The sequence below is a fragment of the Pseudomonas sp. NPDC090755 genome, assembly GCF_044769005.1.
In the GTDB taxonomy this organism is placed as follows: Bacteria; Pseudomonadota; Gammaproteobacteria; order Pseudomonadales; family Pseudomonadaceae; genus Aquipseudomonas.
This window is the reverse complement of record NZ_JBIVXC010000010.1, coordinates 64,869-88,520: the sequence shown is the minus strand read 5'-3', so window position 1 is coordinate 88,520 and position 23,652 is coordinate 64,869. Positions and strand designations below refer to the sequence as shown.

Annotated in this window: 20 protein-coding genes; 5 read left to right on the top strand and 15 right to left on the bottom strand. The window is 62.6% G+C overall.

The features are described 5' to 3' along the window. Positions 1-2: 2 nt before the first annotated feature. The 6 genes from ACIQUS_RS16180 to hrpA form a co-directional block, all read right to left on the bottom strand. A complete protein-coding gene (locus tag ACIQUS_RS16180) occupies positions 3-1,127 on the bottom strand; it encodes a GNAT family N-acetyltransferase (RefSeq protein ID WP_403048338.1) in 1,125 nt (374 codons plus the stop codon). 907 nt (positions 1,128-2,034) lie between these two features. Then, complete coding sequence (locus tag ACIQUS_RS16175; protein ID WP_403048337.1) at positions 2,035-3,348, bottom strand: OprO/OprP family phosphate-selective porin; 1,314 nt, start codon at positions 3,346-3,348, stop codon at positions 2,035-2,037. Between the two features lie 199 nt (positions 3,349-3,547). Continuing rightward, on the bottom strand, positions 3,548-3,787 hold the full coding sequence (locus tag ACIQUS_RS16170) for an anti-sigma factor family protein (RefSeq protein WP_403048336.1): 240 nt from the start codon (positions 3,785-3,787) through the stop codon (positions 3,548-3,550). Then, positions 3,781-4,392: an RNA polymerase sigma factor gene (locus ACIQUS_RS16165; protein ID WP_403048335.1), complete on the bottom strand. Its 612-nt coding sequence runs from the start codon at positions 4,390-4,392 to the stop codon at positions 3,781-3,783. Before ACIQUS_RS16165 ends, ACIQUS_RS16170 begins: the two co-directional genes overlap by 7 nt. A gap of 149 nt (positions 4,393-4,541) precedes the next feature. Then, entirely contained in the window at positions 4,542-5,663 is a 1,122-nt protein-coding gene (locus ACIQUS_RS16160; protein ID WP_403048334.1) for a beta-ketoacyl-ACP synthase III, read from the bottom strand. 193 nt (positions 5,664-5,856) lie between these two features. Beyond that, positions 5,857-9,762 carry an ATP-dependent RNA helicase HrpA gene (gene hrpA, locus ACIQUS_RS16155; RefSeq protein WP_403048333.1) on the bottom strand — a complete coding sequence of 1,302 codons (3,906 nt, stop codon included), beginning with the start codon at positions 9,760-9,762 and terminating at the stop codon, positions 5,857-5,859. A gap of 185 nt (positions 9,763-9,947) precedes the next feature. Here hrpA and ACIQUS_RS16150 point away from each other — a divergent pair, with 185 nt between their 5' ends. The 3 genes from ACIQUS_RS16150 (at position 9,948) to ACIQUS_RS16140 (ending at position 12,911) form a co-directional block, all read left to right on the top strand. After that, a complete protein-coding gene (locus tag ACIQUS_RS16150; protein ID WP_285863722.1) occupies positions 9,948-10,112 on the top strand; it encodes a hypothetical protein in 165 nt (54 codons plus the stop codon). Positions 10,113-10,209: 97 nt separating this feature from the next. Then, complete coding sequence (locus ACIQUS_RS16145; protein WP_403048332.1) at positions 10,210-11,574, top strand: glutamine synthetase family protein; 1,365 nt, start codon at positions 10,210-10,212, stop codon at positions 11,572-11,574. A 29-nt stretch (positions 11,575-11,603) separates the two neighbouring features. Then, positions 11,604-12,911 carry an NAD(P)/FAD-dependent oxidoreductase gene (locus ACIQUS_RS16140; RefSeq protein WP_403048331.1) on the top strand — a complete coding sequence of 436 codons (1,308 nt, stop codon included), beginning with the start codon at positions 11,604-11,606 and terminating at the stop codon, positions 12,909-12,911. A gap of 115 nt (positions 12,912-13,026) precedes the next feature. Here ACIQUS_RS16140 and fadD1 read toward each other — a convergent pair whose 3' ends face one another. Both fadD1 and fadD2 read right to left on the bottom strand, forming a co-directional pair. Further along, a complete protein-coding gene (fadD1, locus tag ACIQUS_RS16135; RefSeq protein ID WP_403048330.1) occupies positions 13,027-14,724 on the bottom strand; it encodes a long-chain-fatty-acid--CoA ligase FadD1 in 1,698 nt (565 codons plus the stop codon). A gap of 368 nt (positions 14,725-15,092) precedes the next feature. Further along, a complete protein-coding gene (gene fadD2, locus ACIQUS_RS16130) occupies positions 15,093-16,781 on the bottom strand; it encodes a long-chain-fatty-acid--CoA ligase FadD2 (RefSeq protein ID WP_403048329.1) in 1,689 nt (562 codons plus the stop codon). Positions 16,782-16,991: 210 nt separating this feature from the next. On the opposite strand from fadD2, the gene ACIQUS_RS16125 reads away from it, so the two are divergent. Both ACIQUS_RS16125 and ACIQUS_RS16120 read left to right on the top strand, forming a co-directional pair. After that, a complete protein-coding gene (locus ACIQUS_RS16125; RefSeq protein WP_403048328.1) occupies positions 16,992-17,936 on the top strand; it encodes a lysophospholipase in 945 nt (314 codons plus the stop codon). A gap of 32 nt (positions 17,937-17,968) precedes the next feature. After that, positions 17,969-18,439, top strand: coding sequence for a MaoC family dehydratase (locus tag ACIQUS_RS16120; protein WP_403048327.1), 471 nt, complete (start codon positions 17,969-17,971; stop codon positions 18,437-18,439). A gap of 3 nt (positions 18,440-18,442) precedes the next feature. Here the strand turns inward: ACIQUS_RS16120 and ACIQUS_RS16115 are convergent, their stop codons facing one another. From ACIQUS_RS16115 to ACIQUS_RS16085, 7 genes are all read right to left on the bottom strand, one after another. Beyond that, positions 18,443-19,678 carry an RNA polymerase sigma factor gene (locus tag ACIQUS_RS16115; protein ID WP_403048326.1) on the bottom strand — a complete coding sequence of 412 codons (1,236 nt, stop codon included), beginning with the start codon at positions 19,676-19,678 and terminating at the stop codon, positions 18,443-18,445. Then, on the bottom strand, positions 19,678-20,163 hold the full coding sequence (locus ACIQUS_RS16110) for an SRPBCC family protein (RefSeq protein ID WP_403048325.1): 486 nt from the start codon (positions 20,161-20,163) through the stop codon (positions 19,678-19,680). Before ACIQUS_RS16110 ends, ACIQUS_RS16115 begins: the two co-directional genes overlap by 1 nt. Positions 20,164-20,182: 19 nt before the next feature. Next, on the bottom strand, positions 20,183-20,527 hold the full coding sequence (locus ACIQUS_RS16105) for a YciI family protein (RefSeq protein ID WP_285863713.1): 345 nt from the start codon (positions 20,525-20,527) through the stop codon (positions 20,183-20,185). 88 nt (positions 20,528-20,615) lie between these two features. Next, the gene (locus ACIQUS_RS16100) at positions 20,616-21,050 is read right to left on the bottom strand and encodes a YybH family protein (protein ID WP_403048324.1); all 435 of its coding nucleotides are present in this window, start codon (positions 21,048-21,050) and stop codon (positions 20,616-20,618) included. A 119-nt stretch (positions 21,051-21,169) separates the two neighbouring features. Further along, entirely contained in the window at positions 21,170-21,658 is a 489-nt protein-coding gene (locus ACIQUS_RS16095; protein WP_403048323.1) for a GyrI-like domain-containing protein, read from the bottom strand. 214 nt (positions 21,659-21,872) lie between these two features. After that, positions 21,873-22,529, bottom strand: a complete 657-nt coding sequence (locus tag ACIQUS_RS16090) for a LysE family translocator (RefSeq protein ID WP_403048322.1) — start codon at positions 22,527-22,529, stop codon at positions 21,873-21,875. A gap of 83 nt (positions 22,530-22,612) precedes the next feature. Then, positions 22,613-23,566 carry a threonine dehydratase gene (locus ACIQUS_RS16085; protein WP_403048321.1) on the bottom strand — a complete coding sequence of 318 codons (954 nt, stop codon included), beginning with the start codon at positions 23,564-23,566 and terminating at the stop codon, positions 22,613-22,615. Positions 23,567-23,652: the final 86 nt, after the last annotated feature.

The window sequence follows — 23,652 nt, the reverse complement described above, 5'->3', positions numbered from 1 at the left end:
CCTCAAACCTGGCGATACGGCAACGCCATCCTGGCCTCTTCGGCGTACCCCATCACCCCTGCCCGCTCCTGCTCGAGGAACTCCACCACCGCGCGGCGCAATCCCGGGTGCAGCAGGTAGTGCCAGGACCGGGTAATCACAGGCTCGAAGCCCCGGATCAGCTTGTGCTCGCCCTGCGCCCCGGCATCGAAGCGCTGCAGGCCTTCGGCGATGGCCAAATCCATGCCCTGGTAGAAGCAGGTCTCGAAATGCAGCCGGTCGAACTCATCCACACAGCCCCAGTAGCGGCCATACAGGCTGTCGCCACCCACCAGACTGAAGGCCATGGCCACATCGCGCCCGGCCTGGCGAGCCATGACCACCCGGATTACCTGGGGCATGCGTTCGGCCAGCAGGCTGAAGAACGAGCGCGTCAGGTAGGGCGCACGACGGCGCACGGCGTAGGTATTGGCATAGCAGGCAAAGACGAAGTCCCACTGCGCCTCGCTCAGCTCATCGCCGCGGTACCAGCGAAATTCGATCCCCTGCCCCGCCACCTGCTCGCGCTCCTTGCGCATCTGTTTGCGCTTGCGCGAGCTGAGGTTGTCGAGGAAATCCTGGAAATCCCGATAGCCCTGGTTGCGCCAATGAAACTGGCACCCAAGGCGTTCCATCCAGCCCTCACGCCCGCGCATCACGGTATCAGCGTGCGCGTCGGTGAAGTTGATATGAGCGCCTGACAGCCCCTGCTCGAACAGTTGCGCAGTCAGCCGGTCGACAAGCTCCCCAGCCGCCTCGGCGTCGCCCAACAGCCGCGCGCCGGTCACCGGGGAAAACGGCACGGCGCAGAGCAGTTTCGGGTAATAGGCAATCCCCGCCCGCTCGCAGGCATCGGCCCAGCCATGGTCGAAGACGTACTCGCCATAGGAATGGGTCTTCACATACGCCGGCAGAGCGGCCAGCAACTGGCCCGCCGAATCGGTCAGCAGCCGATGGGCCGGGGTCCAGCCGGTGCGCGAAGAAACGCTGCCACTGTCTTCCAGGCTGCTGAGAAAGGCATGGCGCAAAAAGGGTTGCTCCCCCGGCACCAGGGCATCCCAGTGCTGTGGTGCAAGTTCGGCGAGGTGAGACAAGGTCTGGGTAGGCATGGACGCAGTCTGCCTCTTCATGCGCACGAAAAGAAGCTCTTCACGAAGTATTGGGGATGTAACCTTGGAGCTTGGAGCTTGGAGCTTGGGCTGTTAGTGGGCGAGCTTATCCATTTGATGCAGCGACGCTGCCGGCCCCTTCCGCCTTTACGGCGGGTTCCTTTTGTCTTGGCAAAAGGAACCAAAACCGCTCGCTCCTGCATACGGCCCTCCGCTGCGCTTCGGGTACCCTCGCTGCGGCACCTTCCGGGGCCACGCGGCACTACGACTTGCTGCGCAAGTCTACGGCTCGCGTTCTTCGGCTACGCCGAAGGTGCTACGCACCGGCCCCTACAGGTGCCTCCACTCGGCCTTCTGAAGTCGCAGTTTGCAGCGTCTGTACCTACGCGTATGAAGAGCAAAAGCAAAAGCAAAAGCAAGAGCGACTGCAAGTCGTATGTTCGCTTCGCGTGCGAAGCTTGTTTTGCGGTGGCGAATATCCACTGCACGATCGGCTTTCGAAGATAAAGCCAGTTCAGGCGCCGCCCGTAACTTTGCGACTTCAGGAGGCTGAGTGGAGGTGTCTGTAGGGGCCGGTGCGTAGCACCTTCGGCGTAGCCGAAGAGCGCGAGCCGTAGACTTGGCGAAGCAAGTCGTAGGCCGCGTGGCCCCGGAAGACGCCGGAGCGAAGGGACCCGAAGCGCAGCGTAGGGCCGTATGTAGGAGCAGGCGGTTTTGCCTACTTTTTCCAAGAAAAAAGTAGGCCGCCGTAAGGGCGGAAGGGGCCGGCAGCCTCGCTGCATCAACTGGATAAGCTCGCAGCCTCGACAGCCCAACCCTGCCCCTCTTCCCCAACAATCCGTGAAGAACCGAAAAAAAGCCCCGCGGGTGCGGGGCTGAAGATCTAACGGATGAGGAGCGGTGATGCTTAGAACACGTACTGCGCGCGCATGACGAAACCGTCGCCGCTGTCGTCGCCGGCAGCGTTTTCGGCATTGTCGACCTTGGTCTTGACGTATACACCGCTGAGCTTGATCGACTCGTTGGCGTACCAGTTCACACCCACGTTGTGCACCTTGGCTTCGACATCGTCGATGTTGGCGAAGGCGCCGTTGTCATCGTCGGTGCTCAGGTGATCGTAGCGGTAGAACAGTTCCCAGGCGCCGATCTGCTTGTTCGACGGCTTGATGGCGTCGAACTTGCCGAGTTTGTAGCCACGGGCTTCACCGGTGAGGGTGTAGGCCAGTTGACCGTAATAGCCTTCGGACTTGATGTCGGAGAAGCTATCGCTGTCAGCCTCGGTGTCACGCTTGATGTATTCGCCCTGTACCGAGAACGGCCCCATGGCCCAGGCGGCTTCCAGGTTCCAGGCCATGTCGGTGTCGTAGGCACCGACCGGGGTGTTGTTCTGGCCGCCGAGCACCAGGCGGTTGCCGTTGCTGCCGGCATCCTGACCACCGTCGGTGCTCACGCCACGCATGCCCAGGCGGCTGCGGATACGGCCGTCGAATGCGGTGTCGGAAAGATCGCGCTGGGCGTAGTTGATACCGAAGTGCAGGACGTTGCCGGCTTCGTGCATCGGGGCGAAGACGCCGCGCAGGTTGAACTGCTTGGTGCTGTCACCATCCTTGTCCTGGTTGGTGGCGTCCTTGGCGAACACACCGGCCGAACCATACAGCGAGTCACCGGCGTTACCCGATACCTGCAAGCCCATGCCACCGTTGTGGGCGTTGGTCCAGTCCACCAGGTCGTAGGCGGCGGTACGCTCCTGGGCAGTCACCCACTTGGAGCTGGTGGCCTTTTCCAGACCGAATTCCGGGTCGAAACGGCCCACCTTGATCTGGACCGGCTTGAAGCCGTTGTAGGCCAGCGAGGCTTCGTCGAAGTAACCGTCTTCGCTGCGGTTGTCACCGCCGGAGTTGTGCGAGAAGTCGTAGGCGATCTGGTAGGCCCAGTCGGTGTACATCACACCGCCCAGTTCCAGGTAGGCACGGCGGAAGTAGCCGGCGTCGGCGGTGTTGCCGTTGTTGGTGTAGAAACCGTCGAAGCGGCTGTAGTCGGCCTGGACACGACCGCCCAGCTTGAAGCTGAATTCCTTGTCGGTAGTAGCGACCTCGAGGCCACCTTTGGTCTTGACTACGATATCGGCGCCGTCGGTGGTTACGGTACCCGCGAAAGCCTGGGCGGTTACGGCCATGGCCAAGGCGCTGGCTGCGAAACCTGCGAAGTGCTTACGGATCATCGAAGTAGCTCCCCTACTATATGGTCTTGAAAATGCTGGAAAAACACGCGGCCAGGGCCACTTGTGCTGGGGAGGAATCTTGGCGGGGGGTTATGTCAGATCAGTGGCTTTTATATAAATGTTTTATGACAAGGGAACTTTTTTTACTTCCAAAAGAAATAAGCTGGAAAACACCGTTGCAGTGCCTTCCAGGGATGGTTCAGGGCTTGTTTGCGCCTTGTCGCTCACGGGCCAGGCGCTCGGCCAGTGCCTCGCTGCCGGCCTCCGGTACCTGCGGCATGGCCCGCACGGTGGCCTGGGCCAGTTGCATCTGCTTGATGAAGCGCCGGCAGTTACGGCAGAACAGCAAGTGCTGACGCACCATCAGGCGCTCGCCCAGGCTCAGTTGCTCATCGATGAAGTCGCTGGAGCGGGCGACAAGTTCCTTGCAGGTCAGCATTGGCCGGTTTCCTCGAAGTGTTCCAGGGTCGCGAAGACCTTCAGCCGTGCCCGATGCAGCAGCACGCGGACATTGGAGAGCGAAATGTCGAGAAGGTTACAGATCTGTTCCAGCTCCAGCCCCTGACGCTCGCGCAGCACCAGGACGCTGCTTTGCAGCTCCGACAGGCTGAGCAGGGTGTGCTCCAGGCATTCGCGTAACTCGTCCTGGCTGAGCAAGGCTTCGGGGCTGTCCTCATGCCAGGCTGAAGGCGCCAGCAACCAGTGCCCGTCGGTGGCAAATCGCTCGTCACCGATGCTGCCGTGCGGTGCGGGCAGATCGTCAAGCAGCACTTCCCGGCGGTTCTGCTTGTAACGGGTCTTGGCCGCATTGGCGGTAATGGTCAGCAGCCAGGTCTTGAGGCTGGAACGCTGCTGGAAACCACCCAGGTTGCGTACCACCGCCAGCCAGGCGTCCTGCACCACTTCATCGGCATTGCGGCTGCCGACGATGGCATAGGCCACTGCGCGCATGGCCCCTTGGTAAGTATCGACCAGTTCCTTGAAAGCCTGTGGCTCGCCCTTGAGCAGCCGCTCGAGCAAGCGGCCTTGTTCTTCACCTGTCATCGCCATCCATCCGTCGTTGTGCCGGTAGAGTCCGATTAAGAGGTTTTATTACAGGCAAGGCTATCAGCAAAGGGAACATTCACCGAGGAGCCTTTCCCTTTACCATCAGGTAGAACCGCCTCACCACTGTGCGACGGTTCACAGGTGGATCAGCGTTTGCGCAGGATCACGCTACCGATGGAGTAACCCGCACCGAAGGAGCTGAGCACGCCCAGGGCGCCTTTGGCCAGGTCGTCCTGGTGCTTGTGCAGGGCGATCACGGAACCTGCCGAGCTGGTGTTGGCGTAGCTGTCGAGGATCACCGGTGCCTCTTCTTCCAGGGCATCACGGCCCAGCAGCTTCTTGACGATCAGGTGGTTCATGCTCAGGTTGGCCTGGTGCAACCAGAAGCGCTTGACGTCACTGACGTTGAGGTTGTTCTCGGCCAGGTGCTGGCCAATCAGCTCGGCAACCATCGGGCAGACTTCGCGGAACACCTTGCGGCCTTCCTGGACGAAGAGTTTGTCCGGGGCACCGATGCCTTCTTCGGCGGCGCGGTTGAGGAAGCCGAAGTTGTTGCGAATGTTGTTGGAGAACTGGGTCAGCAGCTTGGTGCTGACGATCTCGAACTGATGGGCGGAGGTCGCGAGGTCTGCACGCTCGACCAGCACGGCGGTGGCCGCGTCACCGAAGATGAAGTGGCTGTCACGGTCACGGAAGTTCAGGTGGCCGGTGCAGATTTCCGGGCTGACCACCAGCACCGCGCGGGCCTGGCCCAATTGCACGCTGTTGCAGGCGGTCTGGATGCCGAAGGTGGCCGAGGAGCAGGCGACGTTCATGTCGAAGCCGAAGCCGTTGATGCCCAGGGCCTGCTGCACTTCGATGGCAATGGCCGGATACGGGCGCTGCAGGTTGGAGCAGGCGACGATTACCGCATCGACATCGGCAGCCGTGCGCCCGGCCCGTTGCAGGGCCTGCTCGGCAGCAGCCACGGCCATCTGGCAGAGGATCGACGGCTCGTCGTTGGAACGCTCCGGCAAGCGTGGCTTCATGCGCTGCGGATCGAGGATGCCGTCCTTGTCCATGACGAAACGGCTCTTGATCCCCGAGGCCTTTTCGATGAAGGCGGCACTGGACTCGGCCAGGGCCTGGACTTCACCCTGCTCGATGGCCTGGGCGTTGTCAGCATTGAACTGCTGCACGTAGGCGTTGAAGGAATCCACCAGCTCTTCGTTGGAGATGCTGTTGGCCGGGGTGTACAGGCCGGTGCCGCTGATGACGACGTTATGCACGGTCGTTCCTCTGTTCAGGGGCCGATGCCGGGCGGGCAGCGGCCTGTTCGATTCGTAAAGCTGGCACGATCGTGCCAGTTTGTGCACGCAATAACCCCCGGGCGGGAAAGCCGCAGGGCGCCTCGTTCGTTCAACACCGCTGCCGGGCAGGCAGCGGTTATATATCGGCCAAGTGTGCCACAAATAAAGGCGTCTAGGCTTCTACCTGACTCCACTGCTTGCTCAATCGCTTGTCGGAAACCGGCACCTTGGTGCCCAACTGCTGGGCGAACAACGACACCCGGTACTCTTCCAGCCACCAGCGGTAAAGCGTCAGTTGCGCATCGCGCTTGCCTTCCTGGGCGTGCTTGTCGGCGCGGGTCTTGTACTGCGTCCAGAGGTTGCCCAACTCGCCGCTCCACACCCGGTCCTTCTGGACCTGGCTGCCCAGCTTTTCCAGGCGCAGTTCGACGGCCTTGAGGTAGCGCGGCAACTCCTTGAGCCACAGCCCCGGGGTCTCGCGGACAAAGCCCGGGTAGACCAGGTTGCCCAGTTGCTGCTTGATGTCGTTGAGCGCAACGGCCTGGGCCAGGTCGATCTTGCCCTTGAAACGCTTCTGCAGGCCATGCCAGAGCTTGAGGATCTCCAGGGTCAGGCGCGCCAGGCGTTCGGCGTGTTCGGTCCAGCTACCGCGCTTGCGCTCGGCCAGCGAGGCCAGGCCGGCACCATCGCGTGGCAGGTTGCTTTCACCGTCGAGGATGCAGCTGTCCAGGCTGGCCAGGAGGATATCCTCCACCAGCGCCTCGATGCGCCCAAGCTCGCGGTACAGCAGGCCCAGCTCGGTGAGGCCTGGCAACTTGCCGCGCAGGAACTTCGCCGGCTCGGCCAACTGTTGCAGCAGCAATCGCTGCAAGGCGCGACGGTGCTGGAACTCGGCTTCGGCCTGGGTCGAGAAACGCCCTTCCTTGACCGTACCGTTCTCCTCCACCAAGGCCGGATAGACCGTCATCGACAGCCCGGCAATCTTCTGCTGGGCGGTTTCGGCCACCTGGGCGAAGGCCTTGGCCTGCACCGGCTGCTGGCTCTTTTCGGTCTGCGGCACGGCCAGCGCGGCTTGGCTCGCGGCGGCAAAGCGCGCAGTCAGTTCCGCCAGGTCGCGGCCTTCGCCAAGGAACTTGCCCCGGCCGTCGACCACTTCCAGGTTCATCTTCAGGTGGTTGTCGACTTGCCCGGCAGCTTCGGCCCAGGCTTCGTCGCTGACCCGCGCGCCGGTCATGCGCAGCAGTTCGCGGCCCAGGGCCTGGGGCAAGGAGCCCTCGGCAAAGGTCATGCGCTGCAGGGCGGCCTTGACGAAGTCCGGCACCGGCACGAAGTTCTTGCGCAGGGCCTTGGGCAGGTTGCGCACCAGGGCAATGCACTTGGCTTCGAGCAGGCCCGGCACCAGCCACTCCAGGCGCTCGCCCGGCAGGCTCGGCAGCAACGGCGCCGGTACCCGTACCGTGACACCGTCACGCGGATGATTGGGCTCGAAGTGATAACTCAAAGCCAGGCTCAGGTCGCCCAGGCGCAGGGTATCGGGGTACTGCGCCGCCGTGACCTCACTGGCCTCGCGGGCCAGCACGTCTTCCTCGCGCATGATCAGCAGCTGTGGATCTTTCTGGCTGTTGACCCGGTACCAGCTGTCGAAGGTCGCGGTCTGGTGGATCTCGGCCGGCAAGCGCGCTTCGTAGAAACCGTAGAGGGTTTCGTCGTCGGCGAGGATGTCGCGACGCCGGGCCTTGGCTTCCAGCTCGTCGAGCTGTTCGAGCAGGTTGCGGTTGGCGCTCAGGCACGTGGCCCGGGACTGGATTTCACCGCCCACCAGTGCCTCGCGGATAAACAGCTCGCGGGACATCACCGGGTCGATCGGGCCGAAATGCACCGGGCGACGACCGACCACGATCAGGCCGTAGAGGGTAACCTGCTCGTAGGCCACCACCTGGCCGCGCTTCTTCTCCCAGTGCGGCTCGAAATGGTTCTTCTTGACCAGGTGGCCAGCCAGTGGCTCGATCCAGTCCGGCTCGATCTTGGCCACCATGCGCGCGTAGAGCTTGGTGGTTTCGACCAGTTCGGCGGTCATGATCCACTGCGGACGCTTCTTGCCCAGGCCCGAAGACGGATGCACCCAGAAGCGCCGCTGGCGGGCACCGAGGTAATCGCCGTCTTCGGTTTTCTGGCCGACCTGGCTGAGCAGCCCGGAGAGGATCGCCTTGTGCAGTTTCGGGTAATCGGCCGGGTCCTTGTTGATGTTCAACTGCAAGTCGCGACAGATCAGGCTCAACTGCCGATGGGCATCGCGCCATTCGCGCAAGCGCAGGTAATTGAGGAAGTTCTTCCGGCACCAGTTGCGCAGCGGGCTGGCGGTCAGGGCCAGGCGTTGTTCTTCGAAGCCGCGCCACAGGTTGACCAGGGCGGCGAAGTCGGAGTCCACATCTTTCCACTGCGCATGGGCCTGGTCAGCGGCCTGTTGACGCTCGGGCGGACGCTCGCGCGGGTCCTGTACCGACAGGGCGCTGGCGACGATCAATACTTCGTTGAGGCTGCCCTGCTTGGCACCTTCTAGCAGCATGCGACCCAGACGTGGGTCGACCGGCAGGCGCGCCAGTTGCCGGCCCAGTGGCGTCAGCTGGTTCTCGCGATTGACCGCCGACAGCTCCTGCAACAGGTTGAAACCGTCGCTGATGGCCTTGCCATCCGGCGGCTCGATGAAGGGGAAGGCGTCGATCTCACCCAGGCGCAGGTGCAGCATCTGCAGGATCACCGCCGCGAGGTTAGTGCGCAGGATCTCCGGATCGGTGAATGCCGGCCGTGCGTTGAAATCTTCTTCGCTGTAAAGGCGCACGCAGATGCCCGGCTCGACCCGGCCGCAACGTCCCTTGCGCTGGTTGGCACTGGCCTGGGACACCGCCTCGATCGGCAGGCGCTGGACCTTGGCGCGGTAGCTGTAGCGGCTGATCCGCGCGGTGCCGCTGTCGATCACATAACGAATGCCCGGCACCGTCAGCGAGGTTTCGGCGACGTTGGTCGCCAGCACCACCCGACGCCCCGGATGGGACTGGAAGATCTTCTGCTGCTCGGCCGGCGACAGGCGCGCATACAGCGGCAGGATCTCGGTGTGGCGCAGTTGGGCCTTGCGCAGCATTTCGGCCGCGTCGCGAATTTCGCGCTCGCCGGGCAGGAACACCAGCACGTCACCCGGCCCCTTGCCCTGGCCGCGCTCATGGGCGGCGATTTCGTCGAGGGTGGCGAGGATCGCCTGGTCCACGGTCAGGTCGTCTTCGACCCGGTTACCCTCCTCGTCCTGCTCACTGGTCAAGGGTCGGTACCAGGTTTCCACCGGGTAAGTACGGCCGGAAACCTCGATGATCGGCGCATCGTTGAAGTGTTTGGAGAAGCGCTCCAGGTCGATGGTCGCCGAGGTGATGATCACCTTCAGGTCCGGACGCCGGGGCAGCAGGGTCTTGAGGTAGCCGAGCAGGAAGTCGATGTTCAGGCTGCGTTCGTGGGCTTCGTCGACGATGATGGTGTCGTAACGTTCGAGAAAGCGGTCGTGCTGGGTTTCGGCCAGCAGGATGCCGTCGGTCATCAGCTTGACCAGGGTATTGGCGTCACTCTGGTCTTCGAATCGTACCTGGTAGCCGACCAGCGCCCCCAGCGGCGTACCCAGCTCTTCAGCGACCCGGGTGGCAACGCTGCGTGCAGCGATCCGCCGGGGCTGGGTATGTGCGATCAGGCCATGCTGGCCGCGGCCCAGCTCCAGGCAGATCTTCGGCAACTGGGTGGTTTTGCCCGAGCCGGTTTCACCGGCGATGATCAGCACCTGATGCTCGGCCAGCACCTTCTTGATCTCGTCACGCTTGGCCGCAATCGGCAGGCTGTCGTCGTAACGGATGCTCGGCACACTGGCCTTGCGCGCCGTGACCTGGGCGCAGGATGCCTGGACCTTGTCGACCCACTGCGCAAGCCTGGCCTCGTCCGGGCGCTTGCGCAGTTCATGCAGTTGCCGGCGCAGGCGATGGCGCTCGGCAATCATGGCGTGGTCGAGGTTTTTCAGCAGTTGATCGATAGCGTGGTCAGTCATGGGGGCTTTTTAGTCGTGCAGGTGAGCCTGCTTTTACATGATCGGCATAGGAAGGGCTGGGATTGTCGCAGATTTGCCCCGCCTCGGCACGGTCGTGGCGGGGAGATCTTTGTTTAGCCGAGATTGATCTGAAGGTATACAAAGGCTGATTTAATGAACCTTCGCCGGCATGGGAGTATCCAGGCATGACTTCGCCCCTGCGCTTGCCCCGCCCGTTGTTGCGCCCTTCGTTCCCGAAGGTACGGGCTCGCTCTGGCGAAAACCCGCTGGTGCACATCATTCTTGCCTTCTGGGCCTTGTGGCACTGCCGCCATGCCCGCCCACCGGACGCCCTCCTCGCTTCGCACTGAACCGTACGGCCAACCGTTGGCCGACTTTCCTTGTCGATGACTGCCGCCATACTGGTGAAGACAGTCCTGTGCGCCTGACGGCGCGAGCGAGAGCATCATGCAATTTGCCCCCATCGAACAGGCCCGAACGTTCCTGGCCGACAACCCCGATATCGAGATGATCGAGCTGTTCATCCTCGACGCCAACGGCGTGCCGCGCGGCAAGCTGTTGCACCGTGAAGAGTTGCTGGCGGTGTATGAGAGCGGACGGCCATTGCCCAGCACCATCCTGGGCCTGACCCTGAACGGTGACGATGTGGAGAACTCCGGGCTGGTGTGGGATGTCGGCGATATCGACTGCCGCGCCTATCCCCTGGAGAACAGCCTGGTGCGCCTGCCCTGGCGGCAGATCCCGACCGCTGCGGTACAGGTCAGTATGCACCCCAGCGAAGGCATGCCGGCCAGCATCGCCGACCCGCGCCACCTGCTGGTCAAGGTCATCGATGCACTCAAGGCCGATGGCTACCACCCGGTGATGGCCTGCGAGCTGGAGTTCTACCTGCTCGATCAGAAGCGCGACCACCAGGGCCGGCCACAAGCGGCGCTGGACAGCGACGGCGGCCGCCCACGCGGCACCCAGGTCTATGGCCTGCGGGAACTGGAACAGATCGAACCGTTCCTCGCCGACCTCTATGCCGCCTGCAAGGCGCAAGGCATCCCGGCGCGCACGGCGATTTCCGAGTATGCCCCAGGCCAGGTCGAGATCACCCTGGAGCATGGCGATGCGCTGTTGGCCATGGACCAGGCCGTGCGCTACAAGCGCCTGGTCAAAGGTGTGGCCAACAAGCACGGTATGCAGGCCTGCTTCATGGCCAAGCCGTTCGATCACCTGGCCGGCACCGGCATGCATATGCATGTGAGCCTGGCCGACGCCCAGGGCAATAACCTCTACGCCAGCGAAGACAAGGCCGGTACACCGCTGCTGCGCCAGTCGGTGGCGGGCATGCTCAAGCACCTGCTCGATTCCCTGCTGTTGTTCTGCCCCAACGCCAACTCCTACCGCCGCTTCCAGGCCAACAGCTATGCACCGCTGGCGCCGACCTGGGGCGTCGACAACCGTACCGTGAGCCTGCGTGTACCGGGTGGCCCGGCCAACAGCCGCCACATCGAGCACCGCATCTGTGGCGCCGACGCCAACCCGTACCTGGCCGCCGCCGCGATCCTCGCCAGCCTGCACCAGGGTATTCGCCAGCAACTCGACCCGGGCGCCCCGGTCGAAGGCAACGGCTATGCCCAGGCCAAGCAACTGCTGCCCACCGACTGGCTGACCTCGCTCAAGGCCCTGGAGGCTTCGGACTGGGCACGTGAAGCCTTTGGCGAGGCCTTCCTGGGTGTCTACCTGGCGGTCAAGCGTGCCGAGTACCGCCAGTTCATGGCCGAGGTCGGCGAACAGGACTGGCGCTGGTACCTGACCCAGGCCTGATCCTTTTATTTCTGCACCCAGGATTTTTTATGAACGCAGCCCTGAATACCGGCACTGCCCAACGCAGTGCCTCCTACTACACCGCCAGCCTCAACGACAGCACCCAGTACCCGACCCTCAAGGGCACGGTGAAGGTCGATGTGGCCATCATCGGTGGCGGATTTACCGGTGTGGCCAGCGCCGTCGAACTGGCCGAACGCGGCCTGAAGGTGGCCATCGTCGAAACCAACCGCATCGGCTGGGGCGCCAGCGGGCGCAATGGCGGCCAGGTCACTGGCAGCCTGTCCGGCGATGAAGCCATGCGCAAGCAGATGCGCGACAAGCTCGGTGATGACGTCGATGACTTCATCTGGCACCTGCGCTGGCGCGGGCACCAGATCATCGAACAGCGGGTGCAACGCTACGGCATCGCCTGCGATCTCAAGCGCGGCCACCTGCACGCGGCGATGAAACCCTCGCACATGAACGAACTACGCGCGTTCGAAGCCGAGGCCCAACGCCGCGGCATGGGTGATCAGGTGCAGCTGCTCGACCGCCAGGCCATGGCTTCACACCTGCAAAGCCCGCTGTACCTGGGCGCGCTGAAAAACCGCCGCAACCTGCACCTGCACCCGCTCAACCTGTGCCTGGGCGAAGCCCGGGCGGCCCACAGCCTGGGCGCGCTGATCTTCGAGAATTCCGAAGTACTGGACATCGTCCACGGTCCGCAACCTGCCGTGGTTACCGCCCAGGGGCGGGTCGAGGCCAAGCAGATCCTGCTGGCCGGCGACGTCTACCACAAACTGGAAAAGCGCCAGCTCAAGGGCAAGATCTTCCCGGCCATGGGCGGCATCGTCACCACCGCGCCGCTGGGCGAACTGGCGGCACAGATCAACCCCCAGGACCTGGCGGTGTACGACTGCCGTTTCGTCCTCGACTACTACCGCCTGACGGCCGATGGCCGCCTGCTGTTCGGCGGCGGCGCCAACTACTCGGGACGTGACTCGCGGGATATCGCCGGCGAATTGCGGCCGTGCATCGAGCGCACCTTTCCGGCGCTCAAGGGCGTGCCGATCGAGTTCCAGTGGAGCTGCGCCATGGGCATCGTGGTCAACCGCATTCCGCAGCTGGGCAAGCTTTCAGACAATGTCTGGTATTGCCAGGGCTACTCCGGGCATGGCATCGCCACCAGCCACATCATGGGCGAAATCATGGCCGAGGCGCTGACCGGGACGCTGGAGAAATTCGATACCTTTGCAGGCTGCAAACACATCAAGGTGCCCATGGGCGAAGTGCTGGGCAACCCGTTGCTGGCGGCGGGGATGTGGTACTACCAGATGCTGGAGAAATTGCGCTGAGGCCATCGCCGGTGGGAACAACTGTCTTGGGTGGGAGCGGGCTTGCCCCGCGATAGCGGTGTGTCAGACACATCGCTTCGCGGGGCAAGCCCGCTCCCACGGGCCCTCAGTGACCTCAGGCGATCTTTTTCAGGCCCAGCTTTTTCAGCTCTTCATCACGCAGCTCACGGCGCAGGATCTTGCCGACGTTAGTGGTCGGCAGCACCTCGCGGAACTCGACGTAACGCGGCACCTTGTAGCCGGTGACATTGGCGCGCATGTGCTCCATCACCTGCTCCTTGGTCAGGGTCACCCCCGGCTTGGCGACGATGAAGATCTTGATCACTTCACCGGACTTCTCGTCAGGTACACCGATAGCCGCGCACTGCAACACGCCCGGCAGTGCTGCCAGCACATCCTCGAGCTCGTTCGGATAGACGTTGAAACCGGAGACCAGGATCATGTCTTTCTTGCGGTCGACGATGCGCATGTAGCCGTCTGGCTGGATCAGGGCGATGTCACCGGTCTTCAACCAGCCTTCGCTGTCGAGGATCTCGTTGGTGGCGTCCTGGCGCTGCCAGTAACCCTTCATCACCTGCGGACCTTTCACGCACAGCTCACCGACTTCACCCAGCGGCAATTCGACACCGGCGTCGTCAATGACCTTGCACAGGGTCGAGGGCACCGGAATGCCGATGGTGCCGACCTGGTTCTGCTCGGCCGGGTTGACCGCCGCCACCGGGCTGGTTTCGGTCATGCCGTAACCTTCGCAGATGGCGCAACCGGTGACCGCCTTCCAGCGCTCGGCCACGCTCATCTGCAGGGCCATGCCGCCCGACAGGGTGATCTTCAGGCCGGAGAAATCCAGCTTGCGGAAGGTTTCGTTGTTGCACAGGGCAACGAACAAGGTGTTCAGGCCGACAAAGCCGCTGAACTTCCACTTCGACAGCTCCTTGACCATCGCCGGCAGGTCGCGCGGGTTGCTGATCAGGATGTTGTGGTTGCCGATCAGCATCATCGCCATGCAATGGAAGGTGAAGGCATAGATGTGGTACAGCGGCAGTGGCGTGATGAGGATCTCGCAACCTTCATTGAGGTTCGAGCCCATCAGCGCTCGGCATTGCAGCATGTTGGCCACCAGGTTGCGGTGGGTCAGCATCGCGCCCTTGGCCACCCCGGTGGTACCGCCGGTGTACTGCAATACGGCAACATCGTTGCTGTCCGGGCTGGCTTCCTTGACCGGCCGGCCCGCGCCCTTGCTCAATACTTCATTGAACTTGATCGCCTTGGGCAGGTGGTAGGCCGGCACCATTTTCTTCACGTACTTGATCACGCTGTTGATCAACAGGCGTTTTACCGGTGGCAGCATATCGGCCACTTCGGTGACAATAACGTGCTTGATCTGGGTCTTGGGCACCACCTTCTCGGCCAGGTGCGCCATGTTGGCCAGACACACCAGTGCCTTGGCGCCGGCATCGTTGAACTGGTGCTCCATTTCCCGCGCGGTATACAACGGGTTGGTGTTGACCACGATCAGGCCGGCACGCAAAGCGCCGAACACGGCGACCGGATACTGCAGGACGTTGGGCAACTGCACGGCGATACGATCGCCAGGTTGCAGGTCGGTGTGCTGCTGCAGGTAGGCGGCAAACGCCCCCGACAGCTCGTACAGCTCGCCGTAGGTAATGGTTTTGCCCAGGTTGCTAAAGGCTGGTTTATCAGCAAAGCGTTGGCAGGACTGTTTCAGCACTGCCTGGATGTTCGGGTACTCGTCAGGATTGATTTGCGCCGCAATCCCGGCTGGGTACTTATCCTTCCAAAAATTTTCGATCATGGAAGCCCACTCCTTCAGCAACAGCGAATTCTTCACCGCAGTCGATGCGATTATTATTGATATGAGATTACGGTTTATTGCAAACCTGATAATCGAAAGCGGGCCGAGAGTAGCAGCTTTGCCAGGGGTCGCCTAGAGCTAAAGCAGCCCAAACAGTCACAAAAATGACTCTTGATTATACCGTAGTCATTTTTAGAGTAAAAAACCTAAACAGCCGATTTCCAGCCGCCCTGTAGCCGCTGCCGCCAGGCTGCGATCGGCCGCGAAGCGGTCGTAAAACCTGACCACCTCGCGGCGTCGGCCCTAACCGAAGCGCCAGGGTTGCGACTGCGTTGCAGTCGATCGCAGCCTGGCGGCAGCGGCTACGGTCAGGCGATGTCGCGCAGCTCGCGCCGCAGGATCTTGCCCACCGCCGTCATCGGCAACGAATCACGCACTACGATGTGCTTGGGCACCTTGTAACCCGTGAAGTTGGCCTTGCAATAGGACTTGAGCTCTTCAAGGCTGACCCCGCCCTCCCTCGGCACCACGAAGAGTTTCACCGCCTCGCCGGAACGCTCGTCGGGGATTCCGATCACTGCACAGTTGGCCACTTGCGGATGGCCCATGACCACTTCTTCGATCTCGTTGGGGTACACGTTGAAACCCGAGACGATGATCATGTCCTTCTTGCGATCGACAATCCGGGTAAAACCATCGGGGTCGATCACCGCGATATCGCCGGTCTTGAACCAGCCTTCGCTGTCCAGCGCCTCAGCCGTGGCCTCGGGATGCTGCCAGTAACCCTTCATCACCTGCGGGCCCTTGATGCACAACTCGCCGCGCTCGCCGAACGGTTGTTCATTGCCCTCATCGTCAATCACCTTGAACGCGGTGCCCGGCACCGGAATACCGACTGTGCCCAGGCGCGCCAGTTGGCCGTAAGGGTTGGTACTGGCCACCGGCGACGTTTCGGTCAGGCCATAGCCCTCGACAATGCGGCAACCGGTCAGGGCTTCCCAACGCTCGGCCGTGGCCGTGACCAGCGCGGTGCCGCCGGAGTTGGTGACCTTCAGCGCCGAGAAGTCCAGTTCCTTGAACTTTGGATGATTCATCAGCGCGACGAACAGGGTGTTGAGCCCCAGCAGCGCCGAAAACCGCCACTTCTTCAGCTCTTTGACAAAACCGGGAATGTCCCGCGGGTTGGTGATCAGCACGTTGTGGTTGCCTGTCACCATCATGCACATGCAATTCGCGGTGAAGGCATAGATATGGTAGAGCGGCAGCGGCGCGATCATCACTTCCTGGCCTTCCTTGATCAGCCGCTGGCCATCCGGTCCGTGCTGGGAAAAACAGGCCAGCACCTGGAGCATGTTGGCCACCAGGTTGCCGTGGGTCAGCATCGCGCCCTTGGCCAGCCCCGTGGTGCCGCCGGTGTATTGCAGCACGGCGACGTTATCGAGGCTCTGCGCCACCGGCCGCAGTGACTGGCCGCGCCCCTGTTCCAGGGCGGTCTTGAACGGCACCGCCTGGGGCAGGTGGTAGGCCGGCACCATTTTCTTGACCTTGGCGACCAGGGTGTTGACCAGCCAGCCCTTGGCCGCCGGCAACATATCGCCCATCCTCGCCTCGATGAGAAATTCGATGTTGGTGTCGGGCAACACCTCCTGCACCAGCTTGCCGAACATGTTCAGGTACACCAGCGCACGAACCCCGGAATCCTTGAACTGGTGACGCATCTCGCGCGCGGTGTACAGCGGGTTGGTGTTGACCACGATCAGCCCGGCACGCATGGCGCCGAATACAGCGATGGGGTACTGCAGCACGTTGGGCATCTGCACCGCAATGCGGTCGCCCGGCACCAGATCGGTGTGCTGCTGCAGGTAGGCGGCAAAGGCCGCAGAATGGCGTTCCAGCTCAGCGTAGCTCAGGGTTACCCCCAGGTTGCTGAACGCCGGGCGGTCAGCGAACTTCTTGCAGGAGCGTTCGAACACTTCGACCACAGACTTGTAAGCATTCATGTCAATGAGCGAAGGAACGCCTGCAGGGCGCTTGTCATTCCAGAAATCAGCTTGCATTTATTCTTGTCCTCATACCTGAGCCGTTCCGGGCCCCCTTACCTGCTTGGCGAAGAGGGTACTGTGCCGACGTTAGCAGGTATGCCGCGGGTGGCAAATACGCCAAGGGCTGTCATTAACATTGTGAATCTTGTTTGTGGCCGCCTTTCGATTGCATGCTTGGGTTATACACTGTGCTCACTCACCGACCCGCGTGCACAAGGACCCGCCATGCACCACGATGCGTTCTGGCTAGCGACCTGCGATCACAGCAACCTGTATGTCTACCAGTGGCTGCCGGACACGCCGATCAAGGCGGTGGTGCTGCTGGTCCACGGCATGGCCGAGCACGCAGGTCGCTACCAGCGCCTGGGTGAAGCCTTGTGCGCAGCCGGGTTTGCCCTGATCGCCCACGACCAGCGCGGCCATGGCCGTACCGCCGAACTCGGCACCCTGGGCCTGTTCGCCCGGCACGACGGCTGGAGTACGGTCATCAACGACCTGGGTCTGCTCAGCCAGCATATCGGCCTGCAGTACCCGGGCACTCCGGTATTCCTGTTCGGTCACAGCATGGGCAGCTACATTGCCCAGGCCTACCTCATGCACCACGGCGCCAGCCTGCAGGGGGCGGTGCTCAGCGGCTCGAACTTCCAGCCACCGGCGCTGTACCGTACCGCCTGCGTGATCGCCCGATTCGAGTCCTGGCGCCAGGGTCCGCTGGGCCACAGCGCACTGATCGACTGGTTGTCATTCGGCTCGTTCAACAAGGCCTTCACGCCCAATCGTACGCCGTTCGACTGGCTTAGCCGCGACAGCACCGAGGTCGACCGCTACGTGGCCGACCCGCTGTGCGGCTTTCGCTGCAGCAACCGCCTGTGGATCGACCTGCTCATGGGCCTGGAACAGATCAGCCGGCCAGCCAACCTCAAACAGATCGATCCGAACCTGCCGATCCTGGTCATGGGCGGCGAATGTGATCCGGTCAGTGCCGGCAAGCGTCTCAAGGATCTGGCCGGTGCCTTGCGCCTGGCCGGCAACCAGCATGTGCAGTTGCAGTTGTACCCGCAAGCACGGCATGAACTGCTCAATGAAACCAACCGTGACGAGGTCACGGCCGCGATCATCGACTGGCTGGAACAGGCCCTGGCCCTTGGCCGCCCTGCCCGCAGCGAATGACGGCCGCCCCCGCACCTACAGGAACCGAATCGATGACCCAGGTCACCAACACGCCCTACGAAGCCCTTGAAGTCGGCCAGACCGCCAGTTTCAGCAAGACCGTCGAAGAACGCGACATCCAGCTGTTCGCGGCGATGTCCGGTGACCACAACCCGGTGCACCTGGATGCCGAGTTCGCTGCCAAGAGCATGTTCAAGGAGCGTATCGCCCACGGCATGTTCAGTGGTGCCCTGATCAGCGCCGCGGTGGCCTGCGAGCTGCCTGGCCCGGGCACCATCTACCTGGGTCAGAAGATGAGCTTCCAGAAGCCGGTGAAGATCGGCGATACCCTGACCGTGCGCCTGGAAATCCTGGAAAAGCTGCCCAAGTTCAAAGTGCGCATCGCCACCAATGTGTACAACCAGAGAGACGAACTGGTGGTCGAAGGTGAAGCCGAGATTCTCGCACCACGCAAGCAGCAGGTCGTCGACCTGGTCAGCCCGCCACCGATCAGCATCGGCTGAGGTTTACAGCTCGCGCAGGCGGCGCTCGATAAAGCGCCGCTCGGCGCCCTGGGCGGTCAGGCCCAGCGCAGTCTCGTAGGCTGCCCGCGCCTGCTCCGGCCGTCCCAGTTGCCGACAGAGCTCGGCACGGGCGGCGTGGGCCAGGTGGTATTCCTGCAACTGGCCACGGGCCAGAATCACGTCTATTGCATCCAGGCCTGCCTGGGGACCATCGCGGCGTGCCAGGGCGGCGGCGCGATTGAGTTCCACCACCGGTGACGGCCAGCCCTGCAACAGCACGTCGTACAAACCCACGATTTCTTCCCAGTCGGTCTGCTCGGCACTGGCGGCTTGCGCATGCACGGCGGCGATGGCCGCCTGCAGGCTGTACACACCGAACTGCCGGCTGCGCAGCGCCTGTTGCACCAGTTGGCAGCCCTCGGCGATCAGCTCGCGGCTCCACAGGCTGCGATCCTGTTCGTCGAGCAGGATCAACTCGCCGTTTTCATCGCTGCGTGCCTGTTGTCGCGAGGCTTGCAACAGCATCAACGCCAGCAGGCCGAGGACTTCAGGGTCGGGCAGCAGTTGTTGCAACAAACGCCCCAGGCGAATGGCCTCGTCGCTCAGGTCGTTGCGCATCAGGCTATCACCCGAAGACGCCGAATAGCCTTCGTTGAACACCAGGTAGATGACCCGCAGCACGCTGTCCAGCCGCTCGGGCAGCTCGGCCAGCGAAGGCACCTGATAGGGGATCTGCGCATCGCGGATCTTGGCCTTGGCACGCACGATACGCTGGGCGATGGTGGCCGGGCTCTGCAGGAAGGCCCGGGCGATTTCCTCGGTGGTCAGGTCACAGACCTCACGCAAGGTCAGTGGCACCTGGGCGTCGGCAGCCAGTGCCGGGTGGCAACAGGTGAAGATCAGGCGCAGGCGATCGTCCTCAAGCTCTTCATGCTCCACCTCATCCTCCTCCAGCGCCTCGAGGGCCATCATCAACTTCGCCTGGGAGCGGTCGAAACGGGCACGTCGGCGTAACCCATCAATGGCTTTGAAACGCCCGGTGGACACCAGCCAGGCCCGAGGATTGGCAGGAATGCCATCGCGTTGCCAACGCTCCACGGCCACGAAGAAGGCCTCGTGCATGGCTTCTTCGGCCAGGTCGAAGTCACCCAGCAGACGGATCAGCGTCGCCAGGATGCGACGCGACTCCCGCTGATAGACCGACTCGACCTCGGCCCGCGCCTGCGCCAGCGTCGTCATCAGCCCGGCATCTTGTGGATCACCAGGTCCACCAGCCGGTCGAGGCTTTCGCCCCAACCGCGATGAAAGCCCATTTCCTCGTGGGCCAGGCAATCGGCGGCATTCCAGTGCCAGGCGCGTGCGGTGTAGCGGGTCTTGCCCTGGACATCCTCGAAGGTCACCACCGCGGTCATGAATGCCTGGCTCGACGGCACCCAGCCCGGTCCGAAGGCATCGGTGAAGACAATCCGCTCGGGCTCGACAATCTCCAGGAACACGCCCTGGTTCGGGTATTCGGTGCCGTCTGGTGCCTGCATCACGGTGCGAAACAGCCCACCCACCCACAACTGCATTTCGCACACTGGTGTTGACATGCCGTTGGGGCCCCACCATTGCGCCAGCAGCTCAGGTTCGGTCCAGGCCCGGAACACCTTGCTGCGCGGCGCATCGATCAGGCGGGTGAGGGACAGCTCGTATTGCGCCGCCCCGGGTGAATAAAGGCTCATCGTGATGCTCTCCCTCGGTTCAGGGTTGCAGTTCGCGGACCGGCCTCACTTCGACGCTGCCGACCCGGGCGGCAGGTATGCCCTTGGCGATGTTCAGCGCCTCGTTGAGGTCGCGTGCATCGACCAGGTAGAAACCGGCCAGTTGCTCCTTGGTTTCGGCGAAAGGGCCGTCTGTCAGGCTCATGTGCCCACCGCGCACGCGCACTGTGGTCGCGGTCTGTACGGGCTTGAGCGCTTCGGCGGCCAGCATGCGTCCGCTGCCCTGGATCGATTCGGCATAGGCCATGCATTCGGCGTCGGCAGGACTGTCGGGCAGGCTGTGCAGCAGCCCTTCTTCACAGTAGACCAGGCACAGGTATTTCATCGTCATCTCCACAGCGGAAAGTGCACTATGACGGTAGATCACACCATCAGGGAAAGCGCGATTTGGCGTAAGACCGGCCGTTTTCAGCTCAAGGTTTTAGCGAGAACAGGGCCGCACCGGACTCCATGTCGAAAGGCGCCGACCAGTGTTCGTGGATGACTTGCCATTGCCCGCCAATACGCTGGTAGCCGACGGTGACGCGCATGTAGCAGCTTTGGTCCTCACCGCCTTGCGGGGTGGCCGGGCCGCAGCGGTTGAGCCAATGGGCAATGGCCAGTTCCGGCGTGGCCTGCACCTGCAACTGCTCCACCTCGAAGACCATCTCGCCGGGGCAATGCTCCATGCAGGCCTGCCAGTGGGCGCGGTAGGCGGCCTTGCCCTGGAACTGCAGGGCCTTGACCGCATCGAAGGCGCGGATGTTCTCGGCATAAGGGGCAGTGATGGCGTCAATGTTCCGGCTGCGAACGGCCGGGATCCACTGCTCGATCAGTTGACGGATTTCACGTTCGGCTGTGCTGCTCATGGTCGTGTCCTCTGTGCGTCGACAGGTGCGGGGCGCCGATCGGTTCGGCGCGTTCACAGATGGTCGAATGACGGTGCGAGGAATCGACAGCAGCGCTGAAAATAGTTACCGGCCCGAGCCTAGCGTGGCTCGAGCGGCAACCAGATCTCCATGACGCTGCGGCTGTCGAACGGATCGAAATCCTTGCCATAGCGCTCGAACTCCGGCGCCTGCGCGGCCTGCTCGCCGGAGGCCGGCAGCCAGTCGTGCCAGATGGCCTGGAAGGTATCCTTGAGGTGGTCGAGGTTGCCATGGTGCTCGAAGACCGCATAGCGCTGGGGCTTGAGTTTGACGTGTTGAAACTTGTCCGACAGCATCTTGATGTTCGCCACTTCGACGCCGGCGATGTAGTCGAAATTGCCTTTGCCGTCGCCGTTGAAGCACACGCCATAGGTGAAGTCAGAGACCTGCCCGGGCACCCGACCGATATAAGGTTCGAAACGCTGCCAAAGTGCTGGAATATCGCTGACCGTGGACTGCTTGAAGTGCTCGCGCAAACCAGCGATGACCAACGTGGCGGCTTCCTCGAAGCGTACGGGTCGGACTGCGGGTTGAATCGGATCGGACATTTCCTTTGCCTTAATCAAACAAGAGCCCCTCTCGGGGCTCCTGGTCGTTGTCATGGAAGGAAACCACTGGCTGCCGCACGTTTTGCACGTTTGGCGGCGCGTTTTTCATCAGCGGTTTTCAGGGGTTTTTTCTTGGCCATTTTTTTTGCATCAAGACCTTTCATCGCAAAGATCCTCCGGCCTGACGGCACCTGCGCGCGGGTGCCCCGACTGATTATAGACCCGCTGTGGCAGTCGGCACGGCAAGGATGAATTCCCGATAACCGGAGACAATCACGTAGACCGCGAAGTAGCAGAAAATCGCCGCCGAGAGCAGGTAGGACCAGGTCAGCAGCCGGTCACCCAGCAACCGCCCGCCGTGACTGGCGATCAGGCACAGCGACAGGCACCAGAGCAGCCCGGCGGCAAAAAAGCCGGACAGGAACAACCCGGCTTCCATCAGGCTGCCACCGCCCGAACGGGAGATCAGCACCCCGCCCACCGCAGCAAACCAGAGGATGGCGCTGGGTGACGATATCGCCAGCACGATCCCGCGGACAAACTCGCGCCAGGACGATTCCACCACCACCTCGCCCGGTTGCAGATGCCCCTCACCGCGCCAGGCGGCCAGCAGCATCTTCAGCGCAAACCAGATCAGCATCATCGACCCGCCCACCCACAACACCCAGCGCACGGCCTCGAACTGCAGCAGCACGGTCATCCCGGCCAGGGCCGCCAGCGCATAGATCAGATCGCCCACACAGGTGCCCAGCCCCAGCCAGAGCCCTTGGAGAAAACCACGCTGCATGGCCAGGGTAATCATGGCGATATTGGCGATGCCGATATCCAGGCACAGGGAAAGACTGAGGAGAAATCCATTGGAGAACGGCATGGGGCATTCCATAGACAGCGTTGAAGGCAGGCGCTATTAAAGCGGGAAACGCCGTGGCTGTATTGGAAGAAATTGCTTTTTGCCTACCCCATCAACACCTGCGCATACCGCTCCCGATCGACATTGGCACCACTGAGAATCACCGCCACCTTGCGCCCCCGTTGCCGCTCGCGCTCCTGGATCAGTGCCGCCAGGCCTGCAGCACCCGCACCTTCCGCCGTGTTGTGGGTATCCTCGTGATAAATACGCATGGCCCGGGCGATTTCATCATCACTGACCCGCACGATACGCGCCGCATGCTCGCGGATGATTTCGAAAGCCTCGGGCATCGGTATGCGACAGGCCATGCCGTCGGCAAAAGTGTCGGCGGTGGCGGTGGTGACGATCCGGCCTTGCTCGACACTCAAGGCAAAGGCATCCGCCGCCGTGGACACCACGCCGACGATCTCGGTGCGCAGCCCCAGCAGGTTACGGGCCTGGATCAGGCCACAGATGCCCGAGCCCATGCCGATTGGGACATACACGCAATCGAGGTCCTGCACGGCCTCAAGCAACTCCAGGGCATAGGTCGCCACCCCGCGTACCAGTTGCGGATGAAAGGACGGCACCATTTCATAACCGTGCTGTTGCGCCTGGCGCGCAGCCTCCTCGCGGGACTGGTCGAAGTCGACGCCATGCTCGATCAACTCCGCACCGAGGGCGCGCATCGCCGCATTCTTTTCCCGTGAATTACCCTGGGGCACGACGATGATGATCGGCAGCCCGGCATTGCGCGCCGCCAGCGCCATGCTCTGGCCATGGTTGCCCCGGGTGGCGGTGACCAGTCCCCGCACCTGCGGCCGCTCGGCCTGCAACCATTGCACATAGAGCAAGCCACCCCGGACCTTGAAGGCGCCGGTCGGGGCATGGTTCTCGTGCTTGACCCAGACCTCGCACCCCAGGCGCTCGGCCAGCCGCGGCCAGGCATATTGGGGAGTGGCAGGCACATGGGCATTCACCAGGCGGGCAGCATCACGCAAGGCAGGCAGGTCGAACATGGAACACCTCGGCAGCAGTGGATTTGACCTGATCCTAGCGCCGGGGCATTGTATGGGTAAAAGCTTATATTGCATGGCCAACAATA